The organism is Pseudomonas corrugata (assembly GCF_001269905.1).
GTDB classification, from domain to species: Bacteria; Pseudomonadota; Gammaproteobacteria; order Pseudomonadales; family Pseudomonadaceae; genus Aquipseudomonas; species Aquipseudomonas corrugata.
The window spans coordinates 316,911-341,608 of record NZ_LHVK01000007.1 but is presented as its reverse complement, the minus strand read 5'-3'; the positions used below and the strand labels follow the sequence as shown (position 1 = coordinate 341,608).

Genomic DNA, 24,698 nt, shown 5'->3' with positions numbered 1-24,698 from the left:
GCGCAGCGTCCCCCGCTGCGCCGTTTTCGTTTTGAAAGGATTCCACCATGCGCAAAGCGCTTGCTCTCCCGCTGCTCGCCCTCCTCCTGGCCGGCTGCGCCAGCGACCCTGCCGACCGTGACATCAGCGGCACCTGGATCAACCAGGCCGCCATCGACGCTGCCGCCAAAGGAGGCCCCCTGCGCGAAGCGCTGCAGGCCTATGGCCCGAACCTGGAATGGGACGTCAACACCCGGGCTGGCCAGGCGCGCTACACCAACGGTTTTGAAAACGTCGAAGGCAAGTTGCTGGCCGAAGAAGACGGCCTGTGGAAAGTCGACATCTACGGCAGCGCCGCCAGCGAACTCAAGCGCGACGGCAACCAACTGAGCCAGGCCGCCACCGAGAACGAGCCGCAGCAAGTGTTCGACCGCGCGCAACTCCAGGTACCGGAAGGCGCCCCCATCGGCGCGAGCTTCGAGCGTGCGCTATACGCCGCCTACCTGAGCGGCACCTGGAACATCGTCAACGGCCCCGGCCAAGGCACCACCGTACAGTTCCAACCCGACGGCCAAGTCAGCGGCCTGCCGGGCGTAGACCGCTACGCCCTGTGCCTGGCAGGCGACTGCGCCACCATGAGCAACGGCAACGACACCATCTGGCTGCAACAGCGCGGCCATGGGAATACCTGGATCTTTGCTCGCGATGGGGAGCAACTGGAAATCTTCCAGACGGTGAATGCGTCGTTGGCGGATGAGATACCGTCTTATACGGCGGGGCCTCGGCAGTGGGTGCTGGAAAAGCAGTAAGCTCGCTCTCTGTACCAGTCCGCCCGTCTCAACGACGGGCCGTCACGCTATCACCGGGAGCATGCTCAGCGCCCGCAAGGCTGCCCTCTCAACCACAAGCCTCGGGAAACTAAAAATCTAATTCGCGAGGGTGCTACAGCCGCTTTCGGGCGAACGGCTACAGACCTGAACCCATTTTCCTCACCCCACTTATGTCCCTTCAACTGTTCTGTAATTTTCCGTGAACACGAGCAGCACCAATAGGCTGAGGTATCCTCGGCCTTTTTGATACCTTACTATGTCAGGATTGATGCGTATTCGACACCCAGAGTGATTCATGCCCAAGGCAATCGTTATTGAAGATGAACAACTTGAACATGCTGTAGAGGTCGCCAAAGTAAGCAGTCCCGAGAACGGCGGTCGTGATGCGGCGTTGTTGCTGACGTGCTTTGGCACTGGCATGACCGTGACGGAGATTTGCCGTCTACGCGTGAGCGATTACCTGACTGAGTCCGGCGCTGTACTGATCGACTCCCAGGTACGAGCAGAGATTGCTTATAACCATCGTTCAAGACCGCTGTGCTGGACCAGTAAGAAACTGACCAATGCGATAGATGCGCACCTCGCAGAACGGCTGGTGCGTGGTCACGGAGTTTCAACCAGAGTGATGGCTTTCCGTGGCCTCGATCCTGAGTCGCCGCTGTTTGTCTCCGGGAGAACCGGCGAAGGCTTGAAGATCAGCAGCCAGCGCCGTGACGGAAAGACGTACTACAGCGCGAACCAGCTCAGTCGTTTGTACACTAGGCTATTCGCTCAAGCAGGTATTGAGGGAGCCAGCGCACAGTCGGGGCGGCGAACCCTTGCCGTCAAGCTTAAGCGCCAGGGTATCGATCCACGGCATATCAGCAAAATACTGGGCGTCGAAAGCCTTGAAGCAGTCAAGAAGCTCTGCGCCGGAGACCCTGTGCGCTTGGGCGACATTGTACGGAGAATTATTTAATGACGCTTATACGAGCATCAGAAGTATGTTGATTTCGATTGAGCTGAAAAACTTCAAGAGTTACGAGAGGGCGAGCCTGCCTTTGTCGGCCATGACCTTTTTGATCGGCGCCAATGCCTCAGGCAAGAGCAACGTGCTTGAGGCTATCCGCCTGCTTAACTGGCTGGCCAAGGGCAGTCGTCTTGATGACATTACGCGCTCCATTCAGAGTGGAGATGCGGTAGTCCGTGGACAGGCAAATGATTTGTTACGCGACCCTCTTGTCAGCTTTAGCCTAGGAGGTCGATTCGAGAGTATGCCTCAGGGCTGGGGCAAATTTGAGATATCGATCGGCCTGGTGGCCGATCAATTGGTAGTCACGGCGGAAAGTGTTGCAAAGCCAGGCGAAGCAGTTCCTTTGTATCAAGTGGACGGTTTGCCGAACACCCACACTGATGAGATCAGTGTGGCTTATAACAATTTTAAGCGAGGGAGAAATAAACCCCATATTCCTTGCTCGAACCGGCAAGCAATTTTTTATCAGCTTGAAACACCCGGTCGATTTGAATCGGGTCACCAAGACTCACAGCGCGTGATCCCAGCAGTGACAAAGGCCATACGCGAGACCTTGCGTAATGTCGTGTTTCTTGATCCGCGTCCTGCGCTGATGCGTGACTATGCATATGTGAAAGACGACCTCATCAAAGAGGACGGCAGCAACCTTTCCGCTGTGCTGTATCAAATCTCTCAAACGTCGGCACAGAAGACCAAGCTGCTTGCGTTCATCAAGTCTTTACCCGAACAAGACATCACTGACATCGATTTCATCAAGACTGACCGCAACGACGTTATGGTTCGACTGGTCGAATCCTTTGGCCAGAAAAGCAGGACGGTGGATGCACCGTTACTTTCTGACGGTACGCTTCGTGTTCTGGCTATCGGAGCCGCTCTGTTGACTGCTCCGGTGGGGGCTTTGGTGATTATCGAAGAAATCGACAATGGTGTTCACCCCAGCAGAGCGGAAACCTTGGTAAGGCAACTCCAGGCCATTGCCTCCGAGAGAGGGCTGCGGGTTCTGCTCACTTCACACAACCCTGCCCTGTTGGACGCATTGCCTGATAGTGCTTTGGCTGATGTCGTTGCTTGTTATCGCGATCCTGAAGAAGGTGACAGCCGTCTGGTGCGCCTGGGTGACCTTGACCGCTACCCCGAACTGGCAGCTCAGGGGCCATTAGGTCAGTTAATGACGCGGCGCGTTCTTGATCGCTTTTTAAAGGACAGCACAACCCCAGAAGATCGTAAGTCAGAGGCGCTGGATTGGTTAAATGAGCTTCGCCAGAGCACGCAAGGAGGTGGTGAGTGACTGCAGTTTGCTTGGTAGATACGTCAATCTTCGTCGAAATCCTTAACGTGCCCATGAAGGCCCAACAACACAATGAGACACTTCAACAGTTAGAACAACGCATACGTGATGGAGAATCTCTGTTCTTACCGATGGCAACAATACTCGAAACGGGCAATCACATAGGACAGAACGGCGACGGTGGTGCTCGGCGCGGTTGTGCAGAACAGTTTACTCGGCAGGTTGGCGCAGCATTAGAAGGTCGTTCACCGTTCAAAGCGATCAGCTTCTTGCAGGAAGATGAGATGCGCGCTTGGTTGTTGGAATTTCCGGCGCACGCAATGCGTGGCAGTGGGCTCGGTGACCTATCCATTATTCATGACTGGCAACGACTTTGCTCTCTGAATCCGGCAAGACGAGTCTATATCTGGTCCTCGGATATACATCTCAGTGCTTTTGATCAGCCACCTCGACTGTAATTCCATCAATAACGAATGTCCTGCTTCGCCAATACGTTCCTTTTTTTGACGAGTGGCTGTTGTCGTCAGGCAAGGCGCCGCGACGAGTCATAGCCCGCTACGGCAAGGAATGGCAACGCAGTCTGGCAAATCCTGGCGCCGAAGTTGAGTGCACGAATTAGCCACACAGGCCGTTAGATAACACGGGCTACTAAACCCGACCACTGATGGGCAGTGGCAGGAAAACGATAGAGCCCTGGGACAAGCCGCGCAGGCGGGCGGATTCTGGCGTAGTTGTAGGCAACGACGCAAGGATGTGTGGCTTGGCGGAAGCACGACGGTCAGTAGTTGAGCCGCGACCCGGGATTGCCTGGGTTTTGTGGGAACGGGCCGGATCGGAATGCACCTGAACTCAACGGCTGCTGGGATCCTTGTGGGAGCGGGCTTGCTCGCGCAGGCGTCAGCACATCCAGCATCATTGCAAGCTGGACCAACGCTTCCGCGAGCAAGCCCACTCCCACAAAGGAAGTGGTGTTCGGAGAATTGAGCTTCGAGGACAGCAGCCCAATCAACCCATTACCTGCTGAAGAATGCCCTCACCTTTATAAGCAAGTGAATGCAACACTCTGCCTGTAAGAAATTGTAACCCCTCAAAAATCCATCCAATAGTTAACGGAAAGTTATCTCACATTTAAAAGTTCCTTTTGACGAACTCTTTTACAGAATAATCCTACATCGCCCATTTTTTATTTTTGGCATTCTTGGCACCGAGCACAGCCCCCGCATTTGAATAGACTGCGGCTCAAGGCATTCGGTTATGCGATGCGAAAACTCCTACGTGTAATTCTGAAAATACGCATTGAAGTTCGTAGCCATTTGCTGACTGCCGAAAGTTCCAATAACCGTACCACCCCAAAAGGCCATGGATTGTCCTACGCAAACAAACTGTCCGCCCATTACCTTGATCTCGCCAGAACACCTGTTTCCAAGGACAGCTTCGCGGGTGTGGACGTACGTTTTTCAAATGAATTCGAAGCGTTGGAATGCGAACTGGGGAAAGCTCAATCAATCCATGTGTGCGGTCAGGTCGATTGGCTGAAGATCCTTGAACAAAGTGAAGCCATGTTGCACACCCAGTCGAAGGACTTGCGGGTGGCGGCTTGGCTGACATGGGCGTTGTACCAGCTTGAGTCTTTCCAGGGTTTGTTGGCCGGTCTTTGCCTCCTGCACTACTTGTGTAAACACCATTGGCCCGAGATCCATCCGGCCAAGGCAAGAACCCGTGCAGCCAGTATCAGTTGGTTGTTGCCGCGCCTGGAGCAGGCGTTAGGTGAAGATGTTGCGATCAAAGAGCAATTGCCGCTATTCCAAGATCTGCTGGAACAGCTGAAAGGCCTTGAGGCTGTGTGCACTGCTCACCTCGGGAATGAAGCCCCGCTGATACTGCCGATGAGCCGTCGGCTCGACAATATGATCCGGCGCGTGACTGAACACGCATCACAACCCGCCGTCATCGAAACGGTGGTGGCTCAGGTCAAGCAAGCCGCCACCCAACTGCTCAACCCCGGCGCTCATATCGAAACCGAAAAAGAAGCCCACAAGGCGCTGCGTGCCCAACAGGAAAGTGCGCGCGCGCTGTGCGCCTGGTGGCTCAAGCAAAAAGCTACCGACGTTCGTGCCCTGCGGCTGAATCGCGTCCTGCCTTGGCTGGCCATCGACGCAATACCCGAGCGCAACGCCGAACAGATCACCCTGTTGCGCGGGCTGCCCCCGGACAAGCTCAGGGGTTATCAAGACAGCCTCCAACGAGGCAACTATGCGGATCTGCTGGTAGAGATCGAGGCCAGTCTGGCGAAAGCACCGTTCTGGCTCGACGGCCAAAGGCTCGCCTGGGAATGCCTGCAAGGCCTGGGCGCAGAGCTGGCCATGCGTGAGCTGGAGATCCATTTCGCACTGTTCATCCAGCGTTTGCCGGGCATAGTCGAGTTGCGCTGGCATGACGGCGTGCCGTTCGCCGATCCAGCCACCCGGACGTGGATCGCCGCTCAGGTCATGCCCCGTCTGCAATACCCCACCGACTCGCCCGCCGTCGATATCGCCGACAGTCATGCGCCTTGGGAGCAGGCTCTGGAAGAGGCTCAGGCGGCCTTGCTCAGGGAGGGGCTCAAACCTGCCGTGCAATCGCTCCGTCAGGGAATGCAGGCCGCCAAGGGTGCTCGCGAGCGGTTTCTCTGGCGGTTCGCAATGGCTCGGCTGTGCTTTTCGGCCAAAAAATACGAACTCGCCAAGATCCAGCTCGAAGCACTCGATCAGCGACTGCAAAGCCCGGAGTTGAATGCGTGGGAGCCCGAGCTGGCGTTGCAGGTATTGCACCTGCTGCACCACTGCTGCGAGTTGCTGCCGCAGAACCACCCCGTACGTGAACGCAAGGAAGAGACATTCCGCAGGTTGTGTCACCTCGACCTGGAACGAGTCATTGAATAGGCCTCCGGGTCCCCATCGTAAGGAGAAAATCATGGCCAAAGAAGGCTCGGTCGCACCCAAGGAACGCATCAACGTCACCTTCAAGGCTGCCACTGGCGGCGCTCAGGAAGAAATCGAACTGCCGCTCAAGCTACTGGCGATCGGTGACTACACCCACCGCAAGGACGATCGCAAGATCGAAGATCGCAAGCCGATCAGCGTCGACAAGATGACTTTCGACGAAGTCCTGGCCAAGCAAGAGCTGAGCCTGACCCTGAGCGTACCGAACCGTCTTCAGGAGGACAGCGATGCTGACGAATTGGCCGTGCAACTGCGCTTGAATTCGATGAAGGACTTCACCCCCGCCAACGTGGTGGAGCAACTGCCAGAGCTCAAGAAACTGATGGCACTGCGTGATGCCCTGGTGGCGCTCAAAGGACCACTGGGCAATACGCCGGCATTTCGCAAGGCCATCGAAGATGTACTGACCGACGATGAATCCCGTGGACGCGTACTGGACGAGCTGGGCCTGAACGCCCCGGCTACGGACGCTTGACGCAGACAGACAAGGAAGCCGAGACATGAGTACCCAAGCAGCCCTCCAACCGCGCCAGGACACTGGCGAATACAGCATTCTTGAAAGCATCATCGCCCAGACCCGCCTGACTCCGGACGATGAAGCCTATGACATTGCCAGACGCGGCGTGTCGGCCTTCATCGAGGAGTTGCTCAAACCACAGAACAACGGCGAGTCCGTCAAGAAGGCCATGGTCGACCGCATGATTGCCGAAATCGATGCCAAGCTCAGCCGCCAGATGGACGAAATCCTCCATCATCCGGAGTTCCAGGCACTGGAGTCCGCGTGGCGCGGTCTGCAGCTATTGGTTGATCGCACCAATTTCCGCGAAAACATCAAGATCGAAATGCTCAATGTCTCCAAGGGTGATTTGCTGGATGACTTCGAAGACTCACCGGAGGTCATGCAATCGGGCCTTTACAAACATATCTACACCGCCGAATACGGTCAGTTCGGCGGACAGCCCGTAGGAGCGATCATTGCCAATTACTTCATGTCCCCAAGCTCGCCGGACGTGAAATTGATGCAGTACGTCGCCAGCGTGGCCTGCATGGCCCATGCGCCGTTCATCGCCGCGGCCGGCCCGAAGTTCTTCGGCCTCGAAAGCTTCACTGGCCTGCCGGATCTCAAGGACCTGAAAGACCACTTCGAAGGCCCGCAATTCGCCAAGTGGCAGAGCTTCCGTCAGTCGCAGGACGCTCGCTACGTCGGCCTGACAGTACCGCGCTTCCTGCTACGCACCCCGTACGATCCCGAAGAGAACCCGGTGAAGTCGTTCGTGTACAAGGAAACCGTTGCCAACAGCCACGAGCATTACCTCTGGGGCAACACGGCGTTTGCATTCGGCACACGGTTGACCGACAGCTTCGCCAAATTCCGCTGGTGCCCGAACATCGTCGGCCCGCAAAGCGGAGGCGCGGTTGAAGACCTGCCGTTGCATCACTTCGAAAGCATGGGCGAAATCGAAACCAAGATACCGACCGAGGTGCTGGTTTCCGATCGTCGCGAATACGAGCTGGCCGAAGAGGGGTTCATTTCCCTGACCATGCGCAAGGGCAGCGACAATGCTGCGTTCTTCTCCGCCAGCTCTGTGCAGAAGCCGAAGTTTTTCGGCATCAGCGCCGAAGACAAAGAGGCCGAGCTCAACTACAAACTGGGCACCCAGCTGCCGTACATGATGATCGTCAATCGCCTGGCTCATTACTTGAAGGTCTTGCAGCGCGAGCAGTTGGGATCATGGAAGGAGCGTACGGACCTGGAGCGTGAGCTCAATAACTGGATCCGCCAATACGTTGCCGACCAGGAGAATCCCAGCGCCGAAGTCCGTGGCCGTCGTCCACTGCGCGCGGCCAGGATCATCGTCAGCGATGTCGAAGGCGAGCCCGGCTGGTACCGGGTCAGCCTCAATGTTCGTCCTCACTTCAAGTACATGGGAGCCGATTTCACCTTGTCGCTGGTCGGCAAACTGGACAAGGCGTAAGCGCAGCCCATGACTTACGGCAGTCTTTTCGAACGCCTGAACGGCGATACCGAGGACCGGGCGGGCTTGAGCCGCGAGGCCTGCGTCATAGCCTCCGTGGCGGCTCATCTGGCCAGGATGCTGGGTACGCGCGCAGGTAGTGCGCAGACATCACCCGATTATGGCTTACCGGACCTCAACGACATGCGCCGGAGCTTGCATGACGCACGGAGCCAAGCCATTACCGCGATCAGGACGCTCATCGAGACTCATGAGCCACGGCTCCACAACGTCCGTGTCACCTCGATACCGAATGACGCCAATCCGCTTTGCCTGTTCTTCAGCATCGATGCCTTGCTTGATACGCAGGGCCTGAAGCGACGGATGAACTTGTCCGTTTGCCTGGACGGCAACGGTCAAGTCAAGGTCAGCCAAGGATAGCCAACCATGTCATTCAACCACTACTACCAGAGCGAACTGACCGCGCTTCGTCAGTTGGGCAGGCGTTTTGCCGAGCGCAACCCGGCCCTGGCACCGTTCCTGGGCCAGGCCGGACGGGATCCGGATGTGGAGCGTTTACTCGAAGGGTTCGCGTTCCTGACCGGACGCTTGCGCCAGAAGCTCGATGACGAACTGCCAGAGCTGAGTCATTCGCTGATGCAACTGTTGTGGCCAAACTACATGCGGCCGCTGCCGGCTTTCAGCATTCTGCAATTCGATCCGCTTGGGCGATCCGGCCCCCCGTTGCGGGTGGAACGCGATACGCCGGTCGAGAGCAAGCCTGTCCTGGGGGTGCGATGCCGTTTCCGTACATGCTATCCGACTGAGGTATTGCCACTGGATCTGACCGACGTGGGTTATTCGGTAAAGGGCGATGGCTCACTGCTGAACCTGCGCCTGGAGATGCAGGGCGACGGCCACCTGGGTGAGGTGCAGTTGAGCCGCTTGCGCTTGCACTTTACTGGTGAGCGCTACATCAGCCAGATGCTCTATCTCAGCATCCTGCGCAACCTTGAGGGGATCGAGCTGATCCCGCTGGACGGTGCCGGCAAGCCTGTCAACGCGGCCAACGGCACGCCAGTGACGTTCAGCATCCCTGCCAACCATGTCCAACCGGTGGGGTTCGCCGAAGAGGAAGCGCTGGTACCGTATCCATTGAATACCTTCCGTGGCTATCGCTACCTTCAGGAGTACTTCGCCTTTCAGGACAAGTTCCTGTTTGTCGACGTCACAGGCTTGAACGTGCTCGACACCTTGCCGGTATCCATCCTGGAACAGATGCGCGGCCTGGATCTGCGCTTCGATATCGGCAAGAACGCGATCCAGCGGCTGCGTCCGACACTGGACAACGTGAAGCTTTATTGCACCCCTATCGTCAACCTGTTCAAGCATGACGCAGAGCCGATCAGGCTGGATGGAAAGCAGGACGAGTACCTGCTGTTGCCGGCCGGTTACGATCGAGAGCACTGCGGCGTGTATTCAGTGCACAGCGTGACCGGCTGGAACCCCGGCGGCTTGGGGTATCGAACCTATGTACCGTTCGAGTCCTTCGAGCACGACTCAAGCTTTGATGTTCAGAGCAGTCCTTATTACAGCGTTAAGCAACGGTCTTCGCTGCTGTATGACGGCTTGGACACCTGCCTGGGCTTTGGTATCCGGGACGTTGAGCGCCATGAAACCCTGTCGATCGAACTGACGTGCACCAACCAGAACCTGCCGCGTCAACTCAAACTGGGTGACATCGACCAACCCGGTGAAAGAAGCCCTCAGTCGCTTGGCTTTCGCAATATCAGCCCGGTCACCTCCAGCTTCGCACCGCCGCTCAATCAGGATTTCCTCTGGAAGCTGATCAGCAACATGTCACTCAACTACCTGTCGCTGGCAGACGTGAACGCGCTCAAGGTGATTCTCGAAACCTACGACTTTCCCCGCTATTACGACGAGCAGGCAGAAAGAACCAGCAAATGCCTGTTGGACGGGCTCAAGTCGATCAGGCATCGACATGTCGACCGATTGCACCGAGGCCTGCCGGTTCGCGGCTTGCGCACTGAATTGACCATCGACCCGCAGGGCTATCTCGGTGAAGGGGACCTGTTCGTTTTCGCGTCGGTTCTCAATGAGTTCTTCGCGCTTTATGCCAGCCTCAATTCGTATCACGAACTGCGGGTGAACAGCACACAGGGAGAGGTGTACCAATGGACACCCCGCATGGGCCAGCAACCACTTCTATAAGCGCACTGACGCGGGGAATACGCGAGTACTCGCTGTTCCAGGCCGTGTTGCTGGTCATCGGCCGGCTCCGCGAGGCCCATCCGCTTATGAGCGACGAGCATTTGTACGAGCGACTGGAATTCCAGGCCAACCCAAGCCTCGGGTTTGCGGCCAGTGATATCGATCGCGTGGAGTTTTTCGAAGAGCATGGACAACTGCGAGCGCGCCTGCGCCTGAATCTGCTCGGTCTTGTGGGTGCAGGCTCACCGTTGCCCGCGTTCTATGGCGAACAGGCCCTGGGAGATGACGGGGACGGTAATCCGACTCGTCACTTTCTCGACCTGTTTCACCATCGTCTTCAACGGTTGATGCTGCCGATCTGGCGTAAATACCGCTATAGCGCAAGCTTCCAGAGCGGTGCCCGGGACCCGTTTTCCGAGCAGCTATTTGCCCTGGTTGGCCTGGGTGGCGATGCCATCCGCCAGGCCACTCAACTGAACTGGAGACGACTGCTGCCCTACCTGGGCCTCCTGAGCCTTCGCGCTCACTCGGCGGCGCTGTTCGAAGCGGTGTTGCGCTATTACTTCAAACACGCCGAGCTGAATCTCGAGCAGTGCATCGAGCGCCGCGTGCACATCATCGATGAACAACGCAATCGCCTGGGGCTCACCAACAGTCTGTTGCATGAGGACCTGGTACTGGGCGAACAGGTGCGAGACCGCAGCGGCAAGTTCCGCATCCATATCCGCAACCTGGATTGGCAACGTTTCCACGAGTTCCTGCCGATCGGTGTCGGTTACCAGCCGCTGTGCGCGCTGGTGCGATTCATCCTGCGCGATCCACTCGAATATGACATCCGCCTGGTCCTGCACCAGCAGGAAATACGCGCACTCCGCATTGGCGAACACAACACCTGCCACCTGGGGTGGACCAGTTGGCTGGGCCACGAACGCGCCGATGGCGCGGTGATCCTGGGCAGTAAAATTCAATGGGAATGGATGACATGATCAACGTAGACCTGCAGCAACTCATCCAGGCACTGGATGCCGACACCAGGAACGACCTGGAGTGCTCGGCCGGGCAATGCGTGGCCCGTGGCGCTGACAAGGTCCTGGTGGAAGACCTGCTGCTGGGCCTTCTGGAGCGCCCGGACAGCCTGCTCACCCGCGCCCTGCAGGATGCCCGCATCAATCCGGACGAATTGATCGCTACCCTGCAACCACGCCCCGGGCACAGCGTCTCGTGCAATCCGTCATTTGCCCCGGAGCTGGTGCGATGGCTGCAAGACGCCTTGCGAGTGGCCAGTCTGGAGTTGGGTGAGAGCCGGGTCGGACAAGCCGCACTGATCCTGGCGTTGCTGCGCCACCCGGCTCACCATACCGACACGCCCTATCAAGCGGTGCTTGCCGAACTCAACATCGGCCGGTTGAAAGATTATGTCTTGGCGCAACTGGCCAGACCGATCGCCAGTTCATCCACCACCAAGGACGAAACCCTACTGGAGCGCTTTACCCAAGACCTGACCCAACAGGCCCGCGAAGGTCGGTTAGACCCGGTGCTTTGTCGGGATGCTGAAATCAGGCAACTGATCGACATCCTGACACGCCGTCGCAAGAACAATCCGATTGCGGTGGGTGAAGCAGGAGTAGGCAAGACAGCCATCGTGGAAGGACTGGCCTTGCGTATCGTTGCGAAGGAAGTACCGGCGGTACTTGAAGACGTCGAACTGCGTTCGCTGGATATGGGACTGCTGCAGGCTGGAGCCAGTATCAAAGGTGAATTCGAGCGCCGTCTCAAGGGCGTTATCGATGAGGTCAAGGCTTCGCCCAAGTCCATCATCCTGTTCATTGACGAAGCCCACACATTGATCGGCGCGGGCGGCAACGCCGGTGGTTCCGACGCAGCCAATCTGCTCAAGCCGGCCTTGGCCAGGGGTGAGCTGCGTACCATCGCCGCCACCACGTGGAGCGAGTACAAAAAATACTTTGAAAAAGATCCAGCCCTTTCTCGCCGATTCCAGCCGGTTCAGTTGCACGAGCCGACCGTCGATGAGGCGGTCACCATCCTGCGCGGCCTCGCCCCGGTCTACGAGAGTAGCCATGGCATCTATCTGCGCGATGACGCGGTAGTCGCGGCCGCGCAATTATCGGCCCGTTACCTGACCGGCCGTCAACTGCCGGACAAGGCCGTTGATGTGCTCGACACCGCCTGCGCTCGCGTTCGTATCAGCCTGGCCGCTGCGCCGCAAAGCCTCGAGCGGCTGCGCAGCGAGTTGGCTGAAGGTGAGCGCCAGCGCCAGGCAATGCGTCGCGACGCCCAGGCCGATTTGCCGATTGATCTCCAAGCGCTGGAAGCGCTGGAAACGCGTCTGGACACCATCGAAAAAGAGCGCCAGACACTGGAAGCAGACTGGAGCGAGCAGCGCATCCTCGCTGAACGCTTGCTGTCGCTACGTCAGCAACTGACTGCAGCGCAGGAAACACTGGCGGATCAAGGGGAGGACATCGAGATCCTGAAGTCGGTGCTGCGCGAAACCCATGATGCACTAATGGCCTCGCAAGCTCGGGAGCGCCTGGTCAGTTTCGAAGTCTGCCCAAGATTGGTGGCCGAAGTCATCAATGCCTGGACCGGCGTACCGCTGGCCCAACTGGCGCGGGAACACAGCACGAGCGTTGCCGGTTTCGCCGCAGATTTGCGTGCCCGTATTCGCGGCCAGGAACAAGCCGTACAGGCCCTTGACCGCGCGATGCGCGCGGCCGCCGCAGGTCTGAACAGACCCGGCGCCCCGGTGGGCGTGTTCCTGCTGGTGGGGCCGAGCGGGGTCGGCAAGACCGAAACGGCGCTGGCGCTGGCTGACCTGTTGTATGGCGGCGAGCGTTTCATCACCGTAATCAACATGGCTGAGTTCCAGGACAAACACACCATTTCCCGACTGATCGGCGCACCGCCGGGCTATGTAGGCTTTGGCGAGGGCGGCATGCTCACCGAAGCCGTGCGGCATAAACCCTATTCAGTGATCCTGCTCGATGAGGTCGAAAAAGCTGATCCGGACGTACTGAACCTGTTCTACCAGATCTTCGACAAAGGTCTTGCCAATGATGGCGAAGGACGGGAAATCGATTTTCGCAACACGCTGATTCTGATGACGTCGAACCTGGGCAGTAAGCGCATCAGCGAGCAGTGCGGAGGCGGCGCACGACCGAGTGCCGAACGCCTCGAGGAAAGCATTCGTCCGATACTCAGCCGGCATTTCCAACCGGCACTCCTGGCGCGCATGTGTGTGGTGCCCTACTACCCGATCAGCGGCCCGGTGCTGCACGAGCTGGTGGAAATCAAACTGAACCGCCTGGGCAAGCGTCTGCAGGCTCGTCGGCTGGGTTTCAGCTACTGCAAACACCTTTTGGAACACCTGGTTGAACATTGCATTCGCGACGACAGTGGCGCGCGTGCAATTGACCGCCTGCTCGACCTGTATCTGATGCCTCAGGTAACCGATCGCCTGCTCGCAGCCATGGCCAGCGGCGAATCGTTGCGACAGGTGCACGTCACCCTGGATGGCAACAGCGACATCGTCTGTGAGTTCACCTGAAATGGGCGCGATGTTTGAGCAGGTACCGCGACCGCTGGCCTATGCCGAGGCTCTGCTGACTCAATTCTCCAGCCTGTCGGGCGCAACGGATGTCGCCATGTTGCTCGCAGACTTTATCCACGCCGCAGCCCGCCTCAGCGGTTGCGAGCTGACGCAGTTGTATTTGCTCGATGCCACCCATGCCCATCTGCAAATGCACACCGAATGCCTGGAAGGCCAGTTGTGGTTCCGTGACCGGACGTTGCTTCCCTCCGACTACAGCGGCGAGCAACTGCTGCAATTCGCCCTCTGCCAGAACCGTGTAATCAGCCTCGACGCGTTGAACTCAAGTCTTTATGAAACCGGCTTCCTGCCGAGCCGGTCGACACCCTGGCAGTCGCTGCTCTGCGTGCCACTTCTCAATCCACACAAAACCGTTGAGGGCCTGTTGTTATGCGCCACCGGCAAGCACCTCAAGCTGCATGGGTTTTCCAGGTCCCTGAGTCAACTTGGGGCTTTCGCGCTTGGCCAGAAGCACCTGTTGCAGCGCGTGCAGCGTCCCGCCAGCGCCCCCGACTCCGTCACCACGACCATGCCTGGTATCAATGGCTACGGCCTGATCGGCAAGAGCCCGGCGATGCGCCAGACCTGCCTGTTGATCAGCAAAGTCCTGCACAGCCCCTACACCGTTCTGCTACGTGGCGAGACGGGCACCGGTAAGGAAGTGGTGGCCAAGGCCATTCACGATTGTGGTCCGCGTCGAACCAAGGCGTTCATTGTGCAGAACTGCGCAGCGGTCCCCGAAAACCTGCTGGAAAGCGAGCTGTTCGGCTATCGCAGAGGCGCGTTCACTGGGGCTGACCGGGATCGTCTCGGGTTGTTCGATGCGGCAGAAGGAGGCACGCTGCTGCTCGATGAAATCGGCGACATGCCATTGTCCCTCCAGGCCAAGCTGCTGCGGGTGTTGCAGGAAGGCGAGATCCGTCCATTGGGATCTAACAAAACCCACAGGATCGACGTTCGCATCATCGCCGCGACTCACCGCGACCTGAGACAACGGGTAGAGGAAGGTCAGTTTCGCGAAGACTTGTACTACCGACTCGCCCAGTTCCCGATCCAGTTACCGGCGTTGCGTCAGCGTGAAGGCGACATCATCGAACTGGCGCGGCACTTCGCCGACAAGGCCTGCACTTTCTTGCGGCGCGACCCTGTGTATTGGTCCAACGCAGCCCTCGACCATCTGGCTGCCTACGGTTTCCCTGGAAACGTGCGCGAACTCAAAGCCATCGTGGAAAGGGCCGTATTGCTGTGCGAAGGCGATGAGCTGCAGGTCGAGCATTTTGCGCTGCACACCGACACGCCGCCCGCCCGGGCTCCCATGAGCCTGCGTGAGCGGCTGGCGCAGATCGAACGAGGCCTGCTGATCGATTGCTTGCGCAAGAACGCTGGCAACCAGACGCTGGCCGCCCGCGAACTCGGCTTGCCACGCCGCACCCTGCTCTATCGCCTCGGCCGCCTGAGGATTCAGCCGAGGGACTTCGATGACTGCCCCCCAGCGCCTGTTCCTGGTACCCGACCTTTTCAATCCTGGAGACCTTCCAATGCCTGATTTTTCCTGGCAAGTCGTCCTGCTGGCCATCGTCGTGTCATTCGGCCTCGGCGGCTGCAACGGCAATTACAAATTCAGTGACAGCAGTTATCGCCCCTTGGGGGATCCCCAAGCCGTCAATCGCGGCAAGTGACCGCAAGGAGTATCGATGGAGCTCGTTCTTGAAATGCTGAACGCCAGACAGTTCATTCCGGCGCCGTTGTGCCGCAAGACGTTCGGGGCGGCTGGCGGCGTGATTGGCCGGGGCGAAAGCTGTGATTGGAGCATTCCCGACCGCCAGCGCCTTTTATCCAAACGTCACGCGCAGATCAGCTCGCGCGAAGGTGCATTTTTCCTGACCGACACCAGTGGCAACGGCGTGAGCCATCAAGCAAGTGGTGAACGCTTGCCCAAAAGCGAGCCGGTACGCATCCAGGATGGCGATGTCTTCCTCATGGGGGATTTCGAAATCCTGGCGCGGCTGGCTTCCGGTGCAACGAGCAGCACCGCAACGGCAGACCCATTGTCGATCGATAGTCTGATTCCGGACGATGCCTTTCTGGATCTCGACCCACTGAAGGCGCTGGATCAACCACCCGGTGTGTTTTCGGAAACAGATGAACTGATCAGCCCCTCTGGCATACCCGAGGACGCTTTCAAATGCTCAGATTATGCGCCCATCGACATGGAGAACCTGCTGCTGCCGGAGCTGGTCGAAGCGTCGCCCGAAGCCAACCTGGAGCCGGTCTCGCCGGCCACCGCAACCCATCATCCACATGAAGACTTCTGGGAACGTTTCGGCACAGCACTAGGCATGGACCTTGGAAACCTGAACAACGAGGCCCGTGAGACCCTGGCATTGAATGCCGTGAAGTTGCTCAGGCAAAGCATCCAGGGATTGCAGCAAAGTCTGCATACCCGGTCGGAGTTGAAGAATGAACTGCGTCTGGCCCGGACGCTCATCCAGGTTGAGCCGAAGAACCCGTTGAAGGTCGCCGACGACGCCCGGCACGCCTTGCAGATGCTATTGCAACCGAACACACCGGCCCAGTCGGCCGCCGACCAGTCCATTGCCCGCGCCTTCCGCGATCTGCAGGCCCATCAAGTGGCCCTGCTCACCGCAAGCCGCGCCACGTTGCGCGCGACGCTGGAACATTTTTCACCCCAACGACTGATGTTCCGACTGGAACGCGACCACAAGCCGCTGATCAGGACGAGTGGGCGCTATTGGAAGGCCTACATCCGTTATCACCAGGCCTTGCGCCAGGACGACGACTGGGCAGGACGATTGCTTGCCCGAGATTTCGCCCAGGCCTACGACGAGCAGGTTCGCCTGGTCTCCACCCTGCACACCGATCACCATGGATGATGCACATGTCTCGTTGCACGATGCTTTTCCTCACGGCATTGATGGCCGTTGTCACCACGCAGCTGTTGGCCGGTTGCGCCACGTTGTCGCCCTTTTCGGCGATGACCAAGCTCAACCTCACGCTGACGGCCAGCGATCAACTCAACCCGGACCTCAACGGACGAGCATCGCCAGTGGTGGTGCGGCTGTTCGAGCTCAGGCGCCCGGTGGCCTTCGAGAATGCGGACTTCTTCAGCCTTTATGAACGCCCCAGGGAGACGTTGGCGCCAGATCTGCTTTCCAGCGAAGAGCTGGAGCTGCGTCCGGGTGAAACCCTGGAACTGAAGCTCGACATCGCTGGGGGTGGTCGTTACGTCGGTGTCGTCGCAGCGTACCGTGACCTGCCACAAGCTCGCTGGCGTTATACCTTGCCAGTCACTGTGGCGCAGATCACCGAGGCAAGCCTGACCCTCGATCAGGATGGGATTGTCAACGGTGTTGAACCACCTGCCGGGGCCGACGCCCGATGAATCACGATAAAGTCATCTGGCAGGAAGGCATGCTGCTGCGCCCGCAACATTTGCAGCACAACGATCGCTACTTCGACCACCAGTTGAAATTCCGCACGCGCTTCCTGACCCAGTACACCTGGGGATTCCTGGCGCTGGAAATCGATTCCCAGTTTCTCAACATGGGTCAGTTGGTGATCAGCCAGGCCTCTGGGGTCCTGCCGGATGGCAGCCTGTTCGAGCTGAACAGCAGCGCCGCCCCCCTGGTCCTGGAAATCCCTCCCAATACCAGCAACACGCCGATCTATCTTGCTTTGCCGCTGGTAACCGGCAATCGCGTCGAGTCCCGCCGCCCGGAGCAATCTGATGTACTGGCGCGCTACATCACCTACGAAATGCAGGTGGCCGACTGCAACGCCGCAGACGCGCTCAGCAGCCAGATCAGTTGTGGCCGCCCGGATCTGCGCTTGCTGCTCGGCGAACAGCAGACCGATCAGGCGTTCGTAAAGCTCAAGCTCTGCGAGGTACTCGATGCCACATCCGATGGCGTGATCAGGCTCGACCCGGACTTTGTCCCGTCTTTCATCCAGGTCAGTTCGTCCAGTTATCTACGCTCGTGCCTCAAGGAGGTCATCGGCATGCTGGGCCACCGGGGGGACAGTCTCGCTGAACGGATTCGCTCCAACGGCAAGGCAGGAGGTACGCAAGTCGGCGACTTCATGATGCTGCAGTTGATCAACCGTAACGAACTGCTGTTGCGCCATGACCTGAACCTGGAGCAGATACATCCCGAACGGCTGTACCGCACCTTGCTGACCCTGCTGGGTGAGTTATCGACGTTTTCCGGGGAGAGCAAACGCCCACCGTTCAACAACCATTATCGTCACAGTGATCAAGGTGGTTGCTTCCGAAGCTTGATGCAGGGCATTCGCCAAATGCTTTCCATGGTGCTTGAACAGCATGCGATTGAACTGCCGTTGCAGGCGCGCCAATACGGAATCATCGTCTCACCGGTCCACGATCTTTCACTGCTGGGCTCGGCTTCGTTCGTCCTGGCGGCGAGCGCCCATTGCGATGGCGAAGAGCTGCGTCAGCGCTTGCCTTCGCAGCTCAAGGTCGGTCCGGTGGAACGCATCCGTCAACTGGTCAATCTGCACTTGCCAGGCATCCGGATCAGACCCCTGCCCGTGGTACCGCGGCAGATTGCGTTCCATGCCAACAAGACCTACTTCATCCTCGAGCCCAACCCCGAAGACCTGTCCCAACTGAAGCGCTCCGCAGGCTTTGCCTTCCATGTTTCCGGAGACTTCACCGAGCTTGAACTGAACTTCTGGGCTATCAGGAACTGACCGAAATGGACAAGGAAAATCCTCAGGACGAAACCACAGTCCTGCTCGACCACTATGGACAACGCCCGGCTTCGCAGCCATTGACCGACGCCGCCACGCCGCCGCGTATCGAGCAGTTGCAGGAGCGCATGATCTACGCCGCGCACCAACCATCCACACGAACATCAACAGCGGGCCTCAATCCGCTGGTGGCGGCGGCATCCGGGTTGCTGTCGCGGCTGGCAAGGCTTAAACACGGTCGCGACCGTGAGGAGTTGCAGACCCTCAAGCGCGAGCTGACCCGGGATCTGGAGCAGTTCGAGGCCCGAGCGGTGCAAAGCGGTATCGAAAGCAGCCAATTGGTCGCTGCCCGTTACGTGCTTTGCACAGTGATCGATGAAGCGGTGGTCACTACATCGTGGGGCAATGGAAGCGGTTGGTCGCAAATGAGCCTGCTCAGCACCTTCCATAACGAAACCTTCGGCGGCGAAAAGGTCTTCCAGTTGCTGGATCGCTTGTCGAGAAGTCCCACCAGGCACTTGCCGATGCTCGAGTTGCTGTACCTGTGCCTGTCTCTCGGTTTCGAGGGTAAATACCGGGTCCAGGCGCGCGGATCACTGGAGCTCGAAGGCGTCCGTGACAGCCTCTACCGGCTGATCCGCCAAGTACGTGGCGAGGTTCCCAGCGAACTATCACCCCATTGCGAAAGCCTCGATGGGGTACGCCGCGACCCGGTTCGCATTGTTCCAGCCTGGACCGTGGCGCTCTCGACCCTGGTGTGCCTGGGGATGATGTACTCGAGCTTTACCTGGGTTCTGGCCGAGCAACGCAAGATTGTCCTGCACCCTTATCGATCACCAGAACCGGTCACCGCTCAGTCGTTGCCATAACAGGGATGTGTCATGAAATTTCTTTTCAGAAAAGTGGGCGCCTGGGTGCGTCCAGCCTGGGTCTGGACGTTGCTGCTGGTCCTCTGCGCGACACTGCTGGTCTGGTTCCTCGGGCCGCTGCTGGCAGTCGATGACTATAAGTTCTGGGCAAGCCCGACGGCACGTTTGCTGACCATCAGTGCACTGCTGCTGGGTTGGGGGCTGGCAATGGTATTCATCAGCGGGCGTACTGCCGCTGGCACGGAGCCCCAGGCAATCGACATCGACCGGCATCACCGCCTTCGCCAGGCCAGCATGGATGATGAACGACGCGAACTGCACTCGCGCTTCAAGGAAGCGTTGCGCACACCCAGGGCTTCACCTGTGCACTCCGGCCACAACCTGAACCTGCACAACAGGTTGCCCTGGTACTTGCTGATAGGCCCGCCAGCCTGCGGCAAGACCAGCCTGCTCGACCGCTCAGGCATTGAGTTCTTCATCAACAAGCCAGAACGCAAGCCTACGGACGACGCGCCGGCCACCCGGTATTGCGACTGGTACTTTTCCGAGCAGGCGGTGTTGGTCGATACCGCAGGGCGCTATCTGACCCAGGAGGACGCCGAAGTCGATGGCAGTGCATGGAACACCTTGCTCGGACGGCTACGCAAGCGTCGCCGCAATCGGCCCCTGAGTGGCGTGCTGGTCACTGTACCAATCGAGCTCCTGCGTAGCGGGAGCGAGGATGAGGTCATCACCCTGGCCAGTCACATCCGTGGTCGTTTGCAGGATATGCAACGGCAACTGCACGTGGATGCACCGATTTACCTGGTACTGAGCAAGGCAGACTGTGTGCCGGGCTTCAACGAGTTCTTCGATTCGCTGACTCGTGAGGACAGTGATCAGGTGCTGGGGGCGACGTTCGGTCGGAACCAGCGAGGCACTGACGTGACTGTACTGCGGGATGAACTCGAGACACTGCTGCACCGGCTTAACAGCCAGGTAATCATGCGAATGCATGAGGAGCGCGACCTCCAGCGTCGCAGTCATATTCTCGACTTTCCTCATCTGTTGGGACAGATCAGCGCCAACCTGTGCCTGCTGGTCGAAAAAGCTTTCACCGGTAGCGTCTGCCCGCTGCGTGGGTTCTACCTGACCAGCGCCTCGCCGTCCGGCCGCCCACGGTTCATCCAATCACTCCTCAATCGGGTCATTTTCCCCGAAGCCGATCTGGCTGGCCTAGATAAGCGCGAGCGCAGCCTTATCCACTGGGGCCAGCGAGCCCTGTACCTGGGGGCACTGTCAGCACTCGGCCTGTTCGGGCTGTTGTGGGCGAACGGTTTTTCGACCAACCATGAACGCCTGGAACACTTGCGTACATTGGCACAACGCTGGGAGCAACAGCACTCCGCCCTGCAACCGAATGATGATTGGCTCGCTCCGAGGGAATCACTCGATACACGTTTCGCAGCCACGCGGATTTTCCCTCCCGCCGCAGAGATGCCACTGCATGAGCGCACCGGTTTGTATCAGGGCGAACTGAGCGAACCGGCCGTGACTGATGCCTACAGGCGTGAATTGCAAGAGCAATTGCTGCCACGGGTCACGCGGATGCTTGAAGGACATATCCGAGACAATCTGGATAACCGCGAGCATCTGTTCAACAGTCTGCGCGCGTATCTGATGCTGAACCTGCCTGAACGACGCGATGGCCCGTGGCTCAAGGATCGGGTTGCTCGCGATTGGTCCTTGCGTTACCCCGGCAACACGGCACTCCAGGATGGTTTGAGTGGTCACCTCGAGCGCTTGTTGCAACAACCGTTTACCCAACTGCTCAATGAATCGCTAGTGACTGAGGCCCGGGAAGTTCTGCGCAGCGAGTCCATGGCCGCCGTGGCTTATCGCATGCTGCGCGAGCAGGCCAGACACCTGCCGCAATACCGGCTCAGCCAGCACCTGGGCCCACAAGGGCCGCTGTTGGTCGGCATCGACCATCCGATTCCCGGCTTCTATACACGCCGAGGGTATGAGCACTACTTCTCGGTTCAGGGCATGACACTGATCACCGAACTTTTGCGGGACAACTGGGTATTGGGCGAAGGAACAACCCTCAGCGGCGGGGACTTGCGACGCCTGATAACCGAACTCGAACAGCTGTATTTTCACGACTACGCCGACCATTGGAGCGAAGCCATCGGACAGGCAGCCTTGCAATCGCTCGGCGGCACTGGCGAAGGGGCCGAACAACTGGCGGGGCTGACATCCGCCCATTCGCCGATTCTGCAGATGCTGGTGCAGGTACGCGATAACACGCGGCTCCAGACCGCTGCCGAACGTATCGACGAGGCGATGCCTGGAGTCGGAGATGGCGCTGGCGTGCAACTGGTTGCCACCACTCAAAAAATCTCCGGGAGCCTCGTCGAGAAATTACCGAACACCGCACACAAATCCCTGCAGCGGCGCTTCGAACCCTTGCACCGTCTGCTGGCCCCCGACAACGGCCCTTCTGCCGACCTGACCCAAGCCCTGCGTGCCCTCGACGAAGTCCAGCTGCAATTGGCGAGCGTGGCCCGTGCCAGCGTACCAGAGCAGGCCGCATTCGAACTGGCCAGGAGCCGTATGAGCGGCAAGCGTGACGCCCTGAGCAACCTGCGTGATGCCTCCACTCGTCTGCCCCGGCCGATCAGCGCGTGGTTCAACAGGCTGGCCGACGACAGCTGGCGTCTGGTGCTCAACGACTCATACCGTTTTGTGAACCAGCGCTATCAGAGCGAGCTGTACGGTTTCTACGGCAAAGCAATCAACAAGCGGTATCCGTTCAGCGCCCACAGCGCCAGTGACGTTGCGATCAATGACTTCCGGGAGTTCTTCAAGGACGAAGGTATTGTCGATCGCTTCTTCGAGCGTTACCTGCAACCTTTCGTCAGCGGCGCTGCTGGGCACTACCGACTTCGCGGCGTCGACGGCCAGAGTTTGCCGATGTCCCGAGCCTTCCTGGATCAACTGACCGCGGCGCACACCATCCGCCGGAGTTTTTTCGCCGAGAACCCGGCCGAGCCGCAGGTACAGTTCAAACTTGAGCCGTACACGCTCGACCCGGCAGTGAGCCGCTCCGAATTCCGCTTCGGTGACAAGGCGCTTGAGTACCGTCACGGCCCGATCCTGCCCATAGCGTTCACCTGGCCGAGTGACGCGCAAGACGGTCGGGCCGCCCTGGTACTGGAAAAATGGGTCGGGCGCGGCGTGGGCATCGAGAAAAACACCGGACCGTGGTCGCTGTTTCGTCTCTTTGACCTGATGGAAACCGAATACCTGACCGGACGCGACGTACGGGTGCTCAAGGCAGACCTGGGGGGCCTGCGGGCCAACTTCCTGTTGATGAGCCAACGCACGCCAAACCCTTTCGACATGAGCGCACTGCGTACATTCCGAATGCCGGTACAGCTCTGATGCATGGCGCAGATACCTGGCGCAGCGCGGCGCGCACGGACCCTGGCAAACTCCGGTCACGCAACGAGGATGCCTTTCTCGACTACCCGCAGCAGGGGTTGTGGGCGGTAGCCGACGGGATGGGTGGGTATGGCGGCGGTGATATCGCCAGTCAGTTGATTGTCGCCAACCTGGCGGCGCTGCCGCTGCACCAAGACCTGAGGGAGCGTTCCAAGGCCGTGCGCCAATGCCTGCGCTGGACCAATCGACGACTCAGCCAGGAACTGACCATCACCGCCGAACAGCATCCCGCCATCATGGGCAGCACCGTAGTGGTATTGCTCCTGGAAGGTGATCGGGGTGCGTGCATCTGGGCAGGCGACAGTCGTTGTTACCTATGGCGTGGTCGACGGTTGTACCAACTATCCAAGGACCACTCGTTGCAACAACAACTGATCAGCAAGCAACACCTGAGCGTCGACGAGGCCAGCGCCCATCCCGCGGCCAAAGCGTTGACCCGTGCGGTGGGCGCCGCGCCAGAGCTGACACTGGAAGTGCTGGAACTGGACGTTCAGCCCGGCGACACGTTTTTGCTGTGCAGTGACGGCTTGCATCAGGACCTCACCGGCCAAACCCTGGGAGATGGGCTAAGCCTGGCCTCACCACAGATGGCGCTGGATTATCTGTTTGAACAGGTACTGCACGGCTCGGCACGGGATAACCTGACGGCTGTGGTGATTACACAGTGACACTTCCTGAAGCACCCCCGCCCCCTCAGTCCACGTATGTCGCGTTCGCTGGTCGTCCATCTGCCAAGCCGCCAGGACAACGGTGCATCGGCGAAATGCCGGACGTCCTCGCGGGACGCTATCGCCTTGAACACCTGCTCGGTGCTGGTGGCATGGGTGTTGTGTACCGCGCACGAGACCTGCTGCAAGAGCAATACAGCGACCCTGATCCGTACATTGCACTGAAAATGCTCAATGAGGACGTTGATGAGTCCCCCGACGCCAGTGCCCTGCTCTACAGCGAATTCACCCTGACCCGACGATTGCATCATCCGAACCTGCTGCGTCCCTACACCTTCGAAGTGGATGCGAACCGGCAACGGGCTTTCATCACCATGGACCTGATGCGCGGCCTGACCCTGGACAAACTGCTCTGCGAGCGCCCTCTCGGATTGCCTTGGCATGAATGGCGCGCGATTGCCGTGCCCCTGCTTGATGCTTTGGCCTACATCCATCGCCGAGGTGTTCTGCACGGCGATGTGAAACCAAGCAATGTAATGCTGAGCGAAGACGGCGTGCGCCTGTTCGATTTCGGCTTGGGCCTGGCAACAGAAGGCCCCTTGAAAGACCTGCCCCACCTGAATCGCAATCGCCTCAACGCCTGGACCCCAGGCTATGCCGCGCCTGAACTGTTGGACGGCTCGCCGCTGTCGACGGGTGCCGATGTCTATGGCGTGGCTTGCGTGTTGTATGAACTGGTGGGCGGCAGGCATCCATTCCGCCGCGTACCTTCGACCCAGGCCCGCGATGACGGACTGGAACGTGAGCTCAAGGCCCCGCCCAACCTGCCCAGGCGCTGCTGGCCAGCATTCCGAACGGCCCTGGCGCTCGACCCGGGGCGACGCAATATCGGCGCGGCTCAGTTGCGTGATGCCCTGGGGAGTGTTTCGTCCTGGTGGTGAGGGGGTGGGACGAGATGCAATACCTGCCAACCGACCTCAAAAACCTGCCCGCGCAAGCGATCTGTCAGTCGACATCAGTGTTGACTGCTACGGCCTCATCGCGAGCAGGCTCGCTC

Annotated in this window: 20 protein-coding genes; all 20 read left to right on the top strand. The window is 59.0% G+C overall.

Features of this window, described 5'->3' with window-relative positions:
* Positions 1–47: 47 nt before the first annotated feature.
* Complete coding sequence (locus AD665_RS11135) at positions 48–788, top strand: hypothetical protein (protein WP_024780261.1); 741 nt, start codon at positions 48–50, stop codon at positions 786–788.
* Between the two features lie 316 nt (positions 789–1,104).
* Positions 1,105–1,767: a site-specific integrase gene (locus AD665_RS11130; RefSeq protein WP_024780262.1), complete on the top strand. Its 663-nt coding sequence runs from the start codon at positions 1,105–1,107 to the stop codon at positions 1,765–1,767.
* Positions 1,768–1,792: 25 nt separating this feature from the next.
* Positions 1,793–3,109, top strand: coding sequence for an AAA family ATPase (locus AD665_RS11125; protein WP_024780263.1), 1,317 nt, complete (start codon positions 1,793–1,795; stop codon positions 3,107–3,109).
* Positions 3,106–3,567, top strand: coding sequence for a hypothetical protein (locus AD665_RS26840; RefSeq protein WP_055136696.1), 462 nt, complete (start codon positions 3,106–3,108; stop codon positions 3,565–3,567). The genes AD665_RS11125 and AD665_RS26840 overlap by 4 nt, the downstream gene beginning before the upstream one ends.
* Positions 3,568–4,473: 906 nt before the next feature.
* Positions 4,474–6,030: a type VI secretion system protein TssA gene (gene tssA / locus AD665_RS11120; protein WP_024780264.1), complete on the top strand. Its 1,557-nt coding sequence runs from the start codon at positions 4,474–4,476 to the stop codon at positions 6,028–6,030.
* Positions 6,031–6,061: 31 nt separating this feature from the next.
* A complete protein-coding gene (tssB, locus tag AD665_RS11115) occupies positions 6,062–6,565 on the top strand; it encodes a type VI secretion system contractile sheath small subunit (protein WP_024780265.1) in 504 nt (167 codons plus the stop codon).
* Positions 6,566–6,590: 25 nt separating this feature from the next.
* Positions 6,591–8,066 carry a type VI secretion system contractile sheath large subunit gene (gene tssC, locus AD665_RS11110; protein WP_024780266.1) on the top strand — a complete coding sequence of 492 codons (1,476 nt, stop codon included), beginning with the start codon at positions 6,591–6,593 and terminating at the stop codon, positions 8,064–8,066.
* Between the two features lie 9 nt (positions 8,067–8,075).
* Positions 8,076–8,486, top strand: coding sequence for a type VI secretion system baseplate subunit TssE (gene tssE / locus AD665_RS11105; protein WP_024780267.1), 411 nt, complete (start codon positions 8,076–8,078; stop codon positions 8,484–8,486).
* Between the two features lie 6 nt (positions 8,487–8,492).
* Entirely contained in the window at positions 8,493–10,277 is a 1,785-nt protein-coding gene (gene tssF / locus AD665_RS11100) for a type VI secretion system baseplate subunit TssF (RefSeq protein ID WP_024780268.1), read from the top strand.
* Positions 10,241–11,263 carry a type VI secretion system baseplate subunit TssG gene (tssG, locus tag AD665_RS11095; RefSeq protein WP_024780269.1) on the top strand — a complete coding sequence of 341 codons (1,023 nt, stop codon included), beginning with the start codon at positions 10,241–10,243 and terminating at the stop codon, positions 11,261–11,263. Before tssF ends, tssG begins: the two co-directional genes overlap by 37 nt.
* Entirely contained in the window at positions 11,260–13,845 is a 2,586-nt protein-coding gene (gene tssH, locus AD665_RS11090) for a type VI secretion system ATPase TssH (protein WP_053192097.1), read from the top strand. The genes tssG and tssH overlap by 4 nt, the downstream gene beginning before the upstream one ends.
* Before the next feature lie 10 nt (positions 13,846–13,855).
* Positions 13,856–15,433, top strand: coding sequence for a sigma-54 interaction domain-containing protein (locus AD665_RS11085; protein WP_024780271.1), 1,578 nt, complete (start codon positions 13,856–13,858; stop codon positions 15,431–15,433).
* Positions 15,426–15,566, top strand: coding sequence for a hypothetical protein (locus tag AD665_RS11080; RefSeq protein WP_024780272.1), 141 nt, complete (start codon positions 15,426–15,428; stop codon positions 15,564–15,566). Before AD665_RS11085 ends, AD665_RS11080 begins: the two co-directional genes overlap by 8 nt.
* Positions 15,567–15,581: 15 nt before the next feature.
* Positions 15,582–16,781 carry a type VI secretion system-associated FHA domain protein TagH gene (tagH, locus tag AD665_RS11075; protein ID WP_053192095.1) on the top strand — a complete coding sequence of 400 codons (1,200 nt, stop codon included), beginning with the start codon at positions 15,582–15,584 and terminating at the stop codon, positions 16,779–16,781.
* A 5-nt stretch (positions 16,782–16,786) separates the two neighbouring features.
* Positions 16,787–17,290: a type VI secretion system lipoprotein TssJ gene (gene tssJ, locus AD665_RS11070; protein WP_053192093.1), complete on the top strand. Its 504-nt coding sequence runs from the start codon at positions 16,787–16,789 to the stop codon at positions 17,288–17,290.
* Positions 17,287–18,618 carry a type VI secretion system baseplate subunit TssK gene (tssK, locus tag AD665_RS11065; protein WP_024780275.1) on the top strand — a complete coding sequence of 444 codons (1,332 nt, stop codon included), beginning with the start codon at positions 17,287–17,289 and terminating at the stop codon, positions 18,616–18,618. Before tssJ ends, tssK begins: the two co-directional genes overlap by 4 nt.
* 5 nt (positions 18,619–18,623) lie before the next feature.
* On the top strand, positions 18,624–19,487 hold the full coding sequence (gene icmH, locus AD665_RS11060; protein ID WP_053192091.1) for a type IVB secretion system protein IcmH/DotU: 864 nt from the start codon (positions 18,624–18,626) through the stop codon (positions 19,485–19,487).
* A gap of 12 nt (positions 19,488–19,499) precedes the next feature.
* Positions 19,500–22,913: a type VI secretion system membrane subunit TssM gene (gene tssM / locus AD665_RS11055; RefSeq protein WP_053192089.1), complete on the top strand. Its 3,414-nt coding sequence runs from the start codon at positions 19,500–19,502 to the stop codon at positions 22,911–22,913.
* Positions 22,913–23,641: a PP2C family protein-serine/threonine phosphatase gene (locus tag AD665_RS11050; protein ID WP_024780278.1), complete on the top strand. Its 729-nt coding sequence runs from the start codon at positions 22,913–22,915 to the stop codon at positions 23,639–23,641. Before tssM ends, AD665_RS11050 begins: the two co-directional genes overlap by 1 nt.
* Positions 23,638–24,582: a serine/threonine-protein kinase gene (locus tag AD665_RS11045; protein ID WP_024780279.1), complete on the top strand. Its 945-nt coding sequence runs from the start codon at positions 23,638–23,640 to the stop codon at positions 24,580–24,582. Before AD665_RS11050 ends, AD665_RS11045 begins: the two co-directional genes overlap by 4 nt.
* The last annotated feature ends 116 nt before the right edge of the window (positions 24,583–24,698 follow it).

Excerpts from the sequence above, each read along its gene's own strand:
- tssB (WP_024780265.1), top strand. The coding sequence starts at position 6,062 with ATGGCCAAAGAAGGCTCGGTCGCACCCAAGGAACGCATCAACGTCACC.
- tssM (WP_053192089.1), top strand. The coding sequence starts at position 19,500 with ATGAAATTTCTTTTCAGAAAAGTGGGCGCCTGGGTGCGTCCAGCCTGG.
- AD665_RS11130 (WP_024780262.1), top strand. The coding sequence starts at position 1,105 with ATGCCCAAGGCAATCGTTATTGAAGATGAACAACTTGAACATGCTGTA.
- tssJ (WP_053192093.1), top strand. The coding sequence starts at position 16,787 with ATGTCTCGTTGCACGATGCTTTTCCTCACGGCATTGATGGCCGTTGTC.
- AD665_RS11125 (WP_024780263.1), top strand. The coding sequence starts at position 1,793 with ATGTTGATTTCGATTGAGCTGAAAAACTTCAAGAGTTACGAGAGGGCG.
- AD665_RS11135 (WP_024780261.1), top strand. The coding sequence starts at position 48 with ATGCGCAAAGCGCTTGCTCTCCCGCTGCTCGCCCTCCTCCTGGCCGGC.
- AD665_RS11050 (WP_024780278.1), top strand. The coding sequence starts at position 22,913 with ATGCATGGCGCAGATACCTGGCGCAGCGCGGCGCGCACGGACCCTGGC.
- tssK (WP_024780275.1), top strand. The coding sequence starts at position 17,287 with ATGAATCACGATAAAGTCATCTGGCAGGAAGGCATGCTGCTGCGCCCG.
- tssC (WP_024780266.1), top strand. The coding sequence starts at position 6,591 with ATGAGTACCCAAGCAGCCCTCCAACCGCGCCAGGACACTGGCGAATAC.
- icmH (WP_053192091.1), top strand. The coding sequence starts at position 18,624 with ATGGACAAGGAAAATCCTCAGGACGAAACCACAGTCCTGCTCGACCAC.
- tssF (WP_024780268.1), top strand. The coding sequence starts at position 8,493 with ATGTCATTCAACCACTACTACCAGAGCGAACTGACCGCGCTTCGTCAG.
- tssE (WP_024780267.1), top strand. The coding sequence starts at position 8,076 with ATGACTTACGGCAGTCTTTTCGAACGCCTGAACGGCGATACCGAGGAC.
- tssH (WP_053192097.1), top strand. The coding sequence starts at position 11,260 with ATGATCAACGTAGACCTGCAGCAACTCATCCAGGCACTGGATGCCGAC.
- AD665_RS11080 (WP_024780272.1), top strand. The coding sequence starts at position 15,426 with ATGCCTGATTTTTCCTGGCAAGTCGTCCTGCTGGCCATCGTCGTGTCA.
- tagH (WP_053192095.1), top strand. The coding sequence starts at position 15,582 with ATGGAGCTCGTTCTTGAAATGCTGAACGCCAGACAGTTCATTCCGGCG.
- tssG (WP_024780269.1), top strand. The coding sequence starts at position 10,241 with ATGGACACCCCGCATGGGCCAGCAACCACTTCTATAAGCGCACTGACG.
- AD665_RS11085 (WP_024780271.1), top strand. The coding sequence starts at position 13,856 with ATGTTTGAGCAGGTACCGCGACCGCTGGCCTATGCCGAGGCTCTGCTG.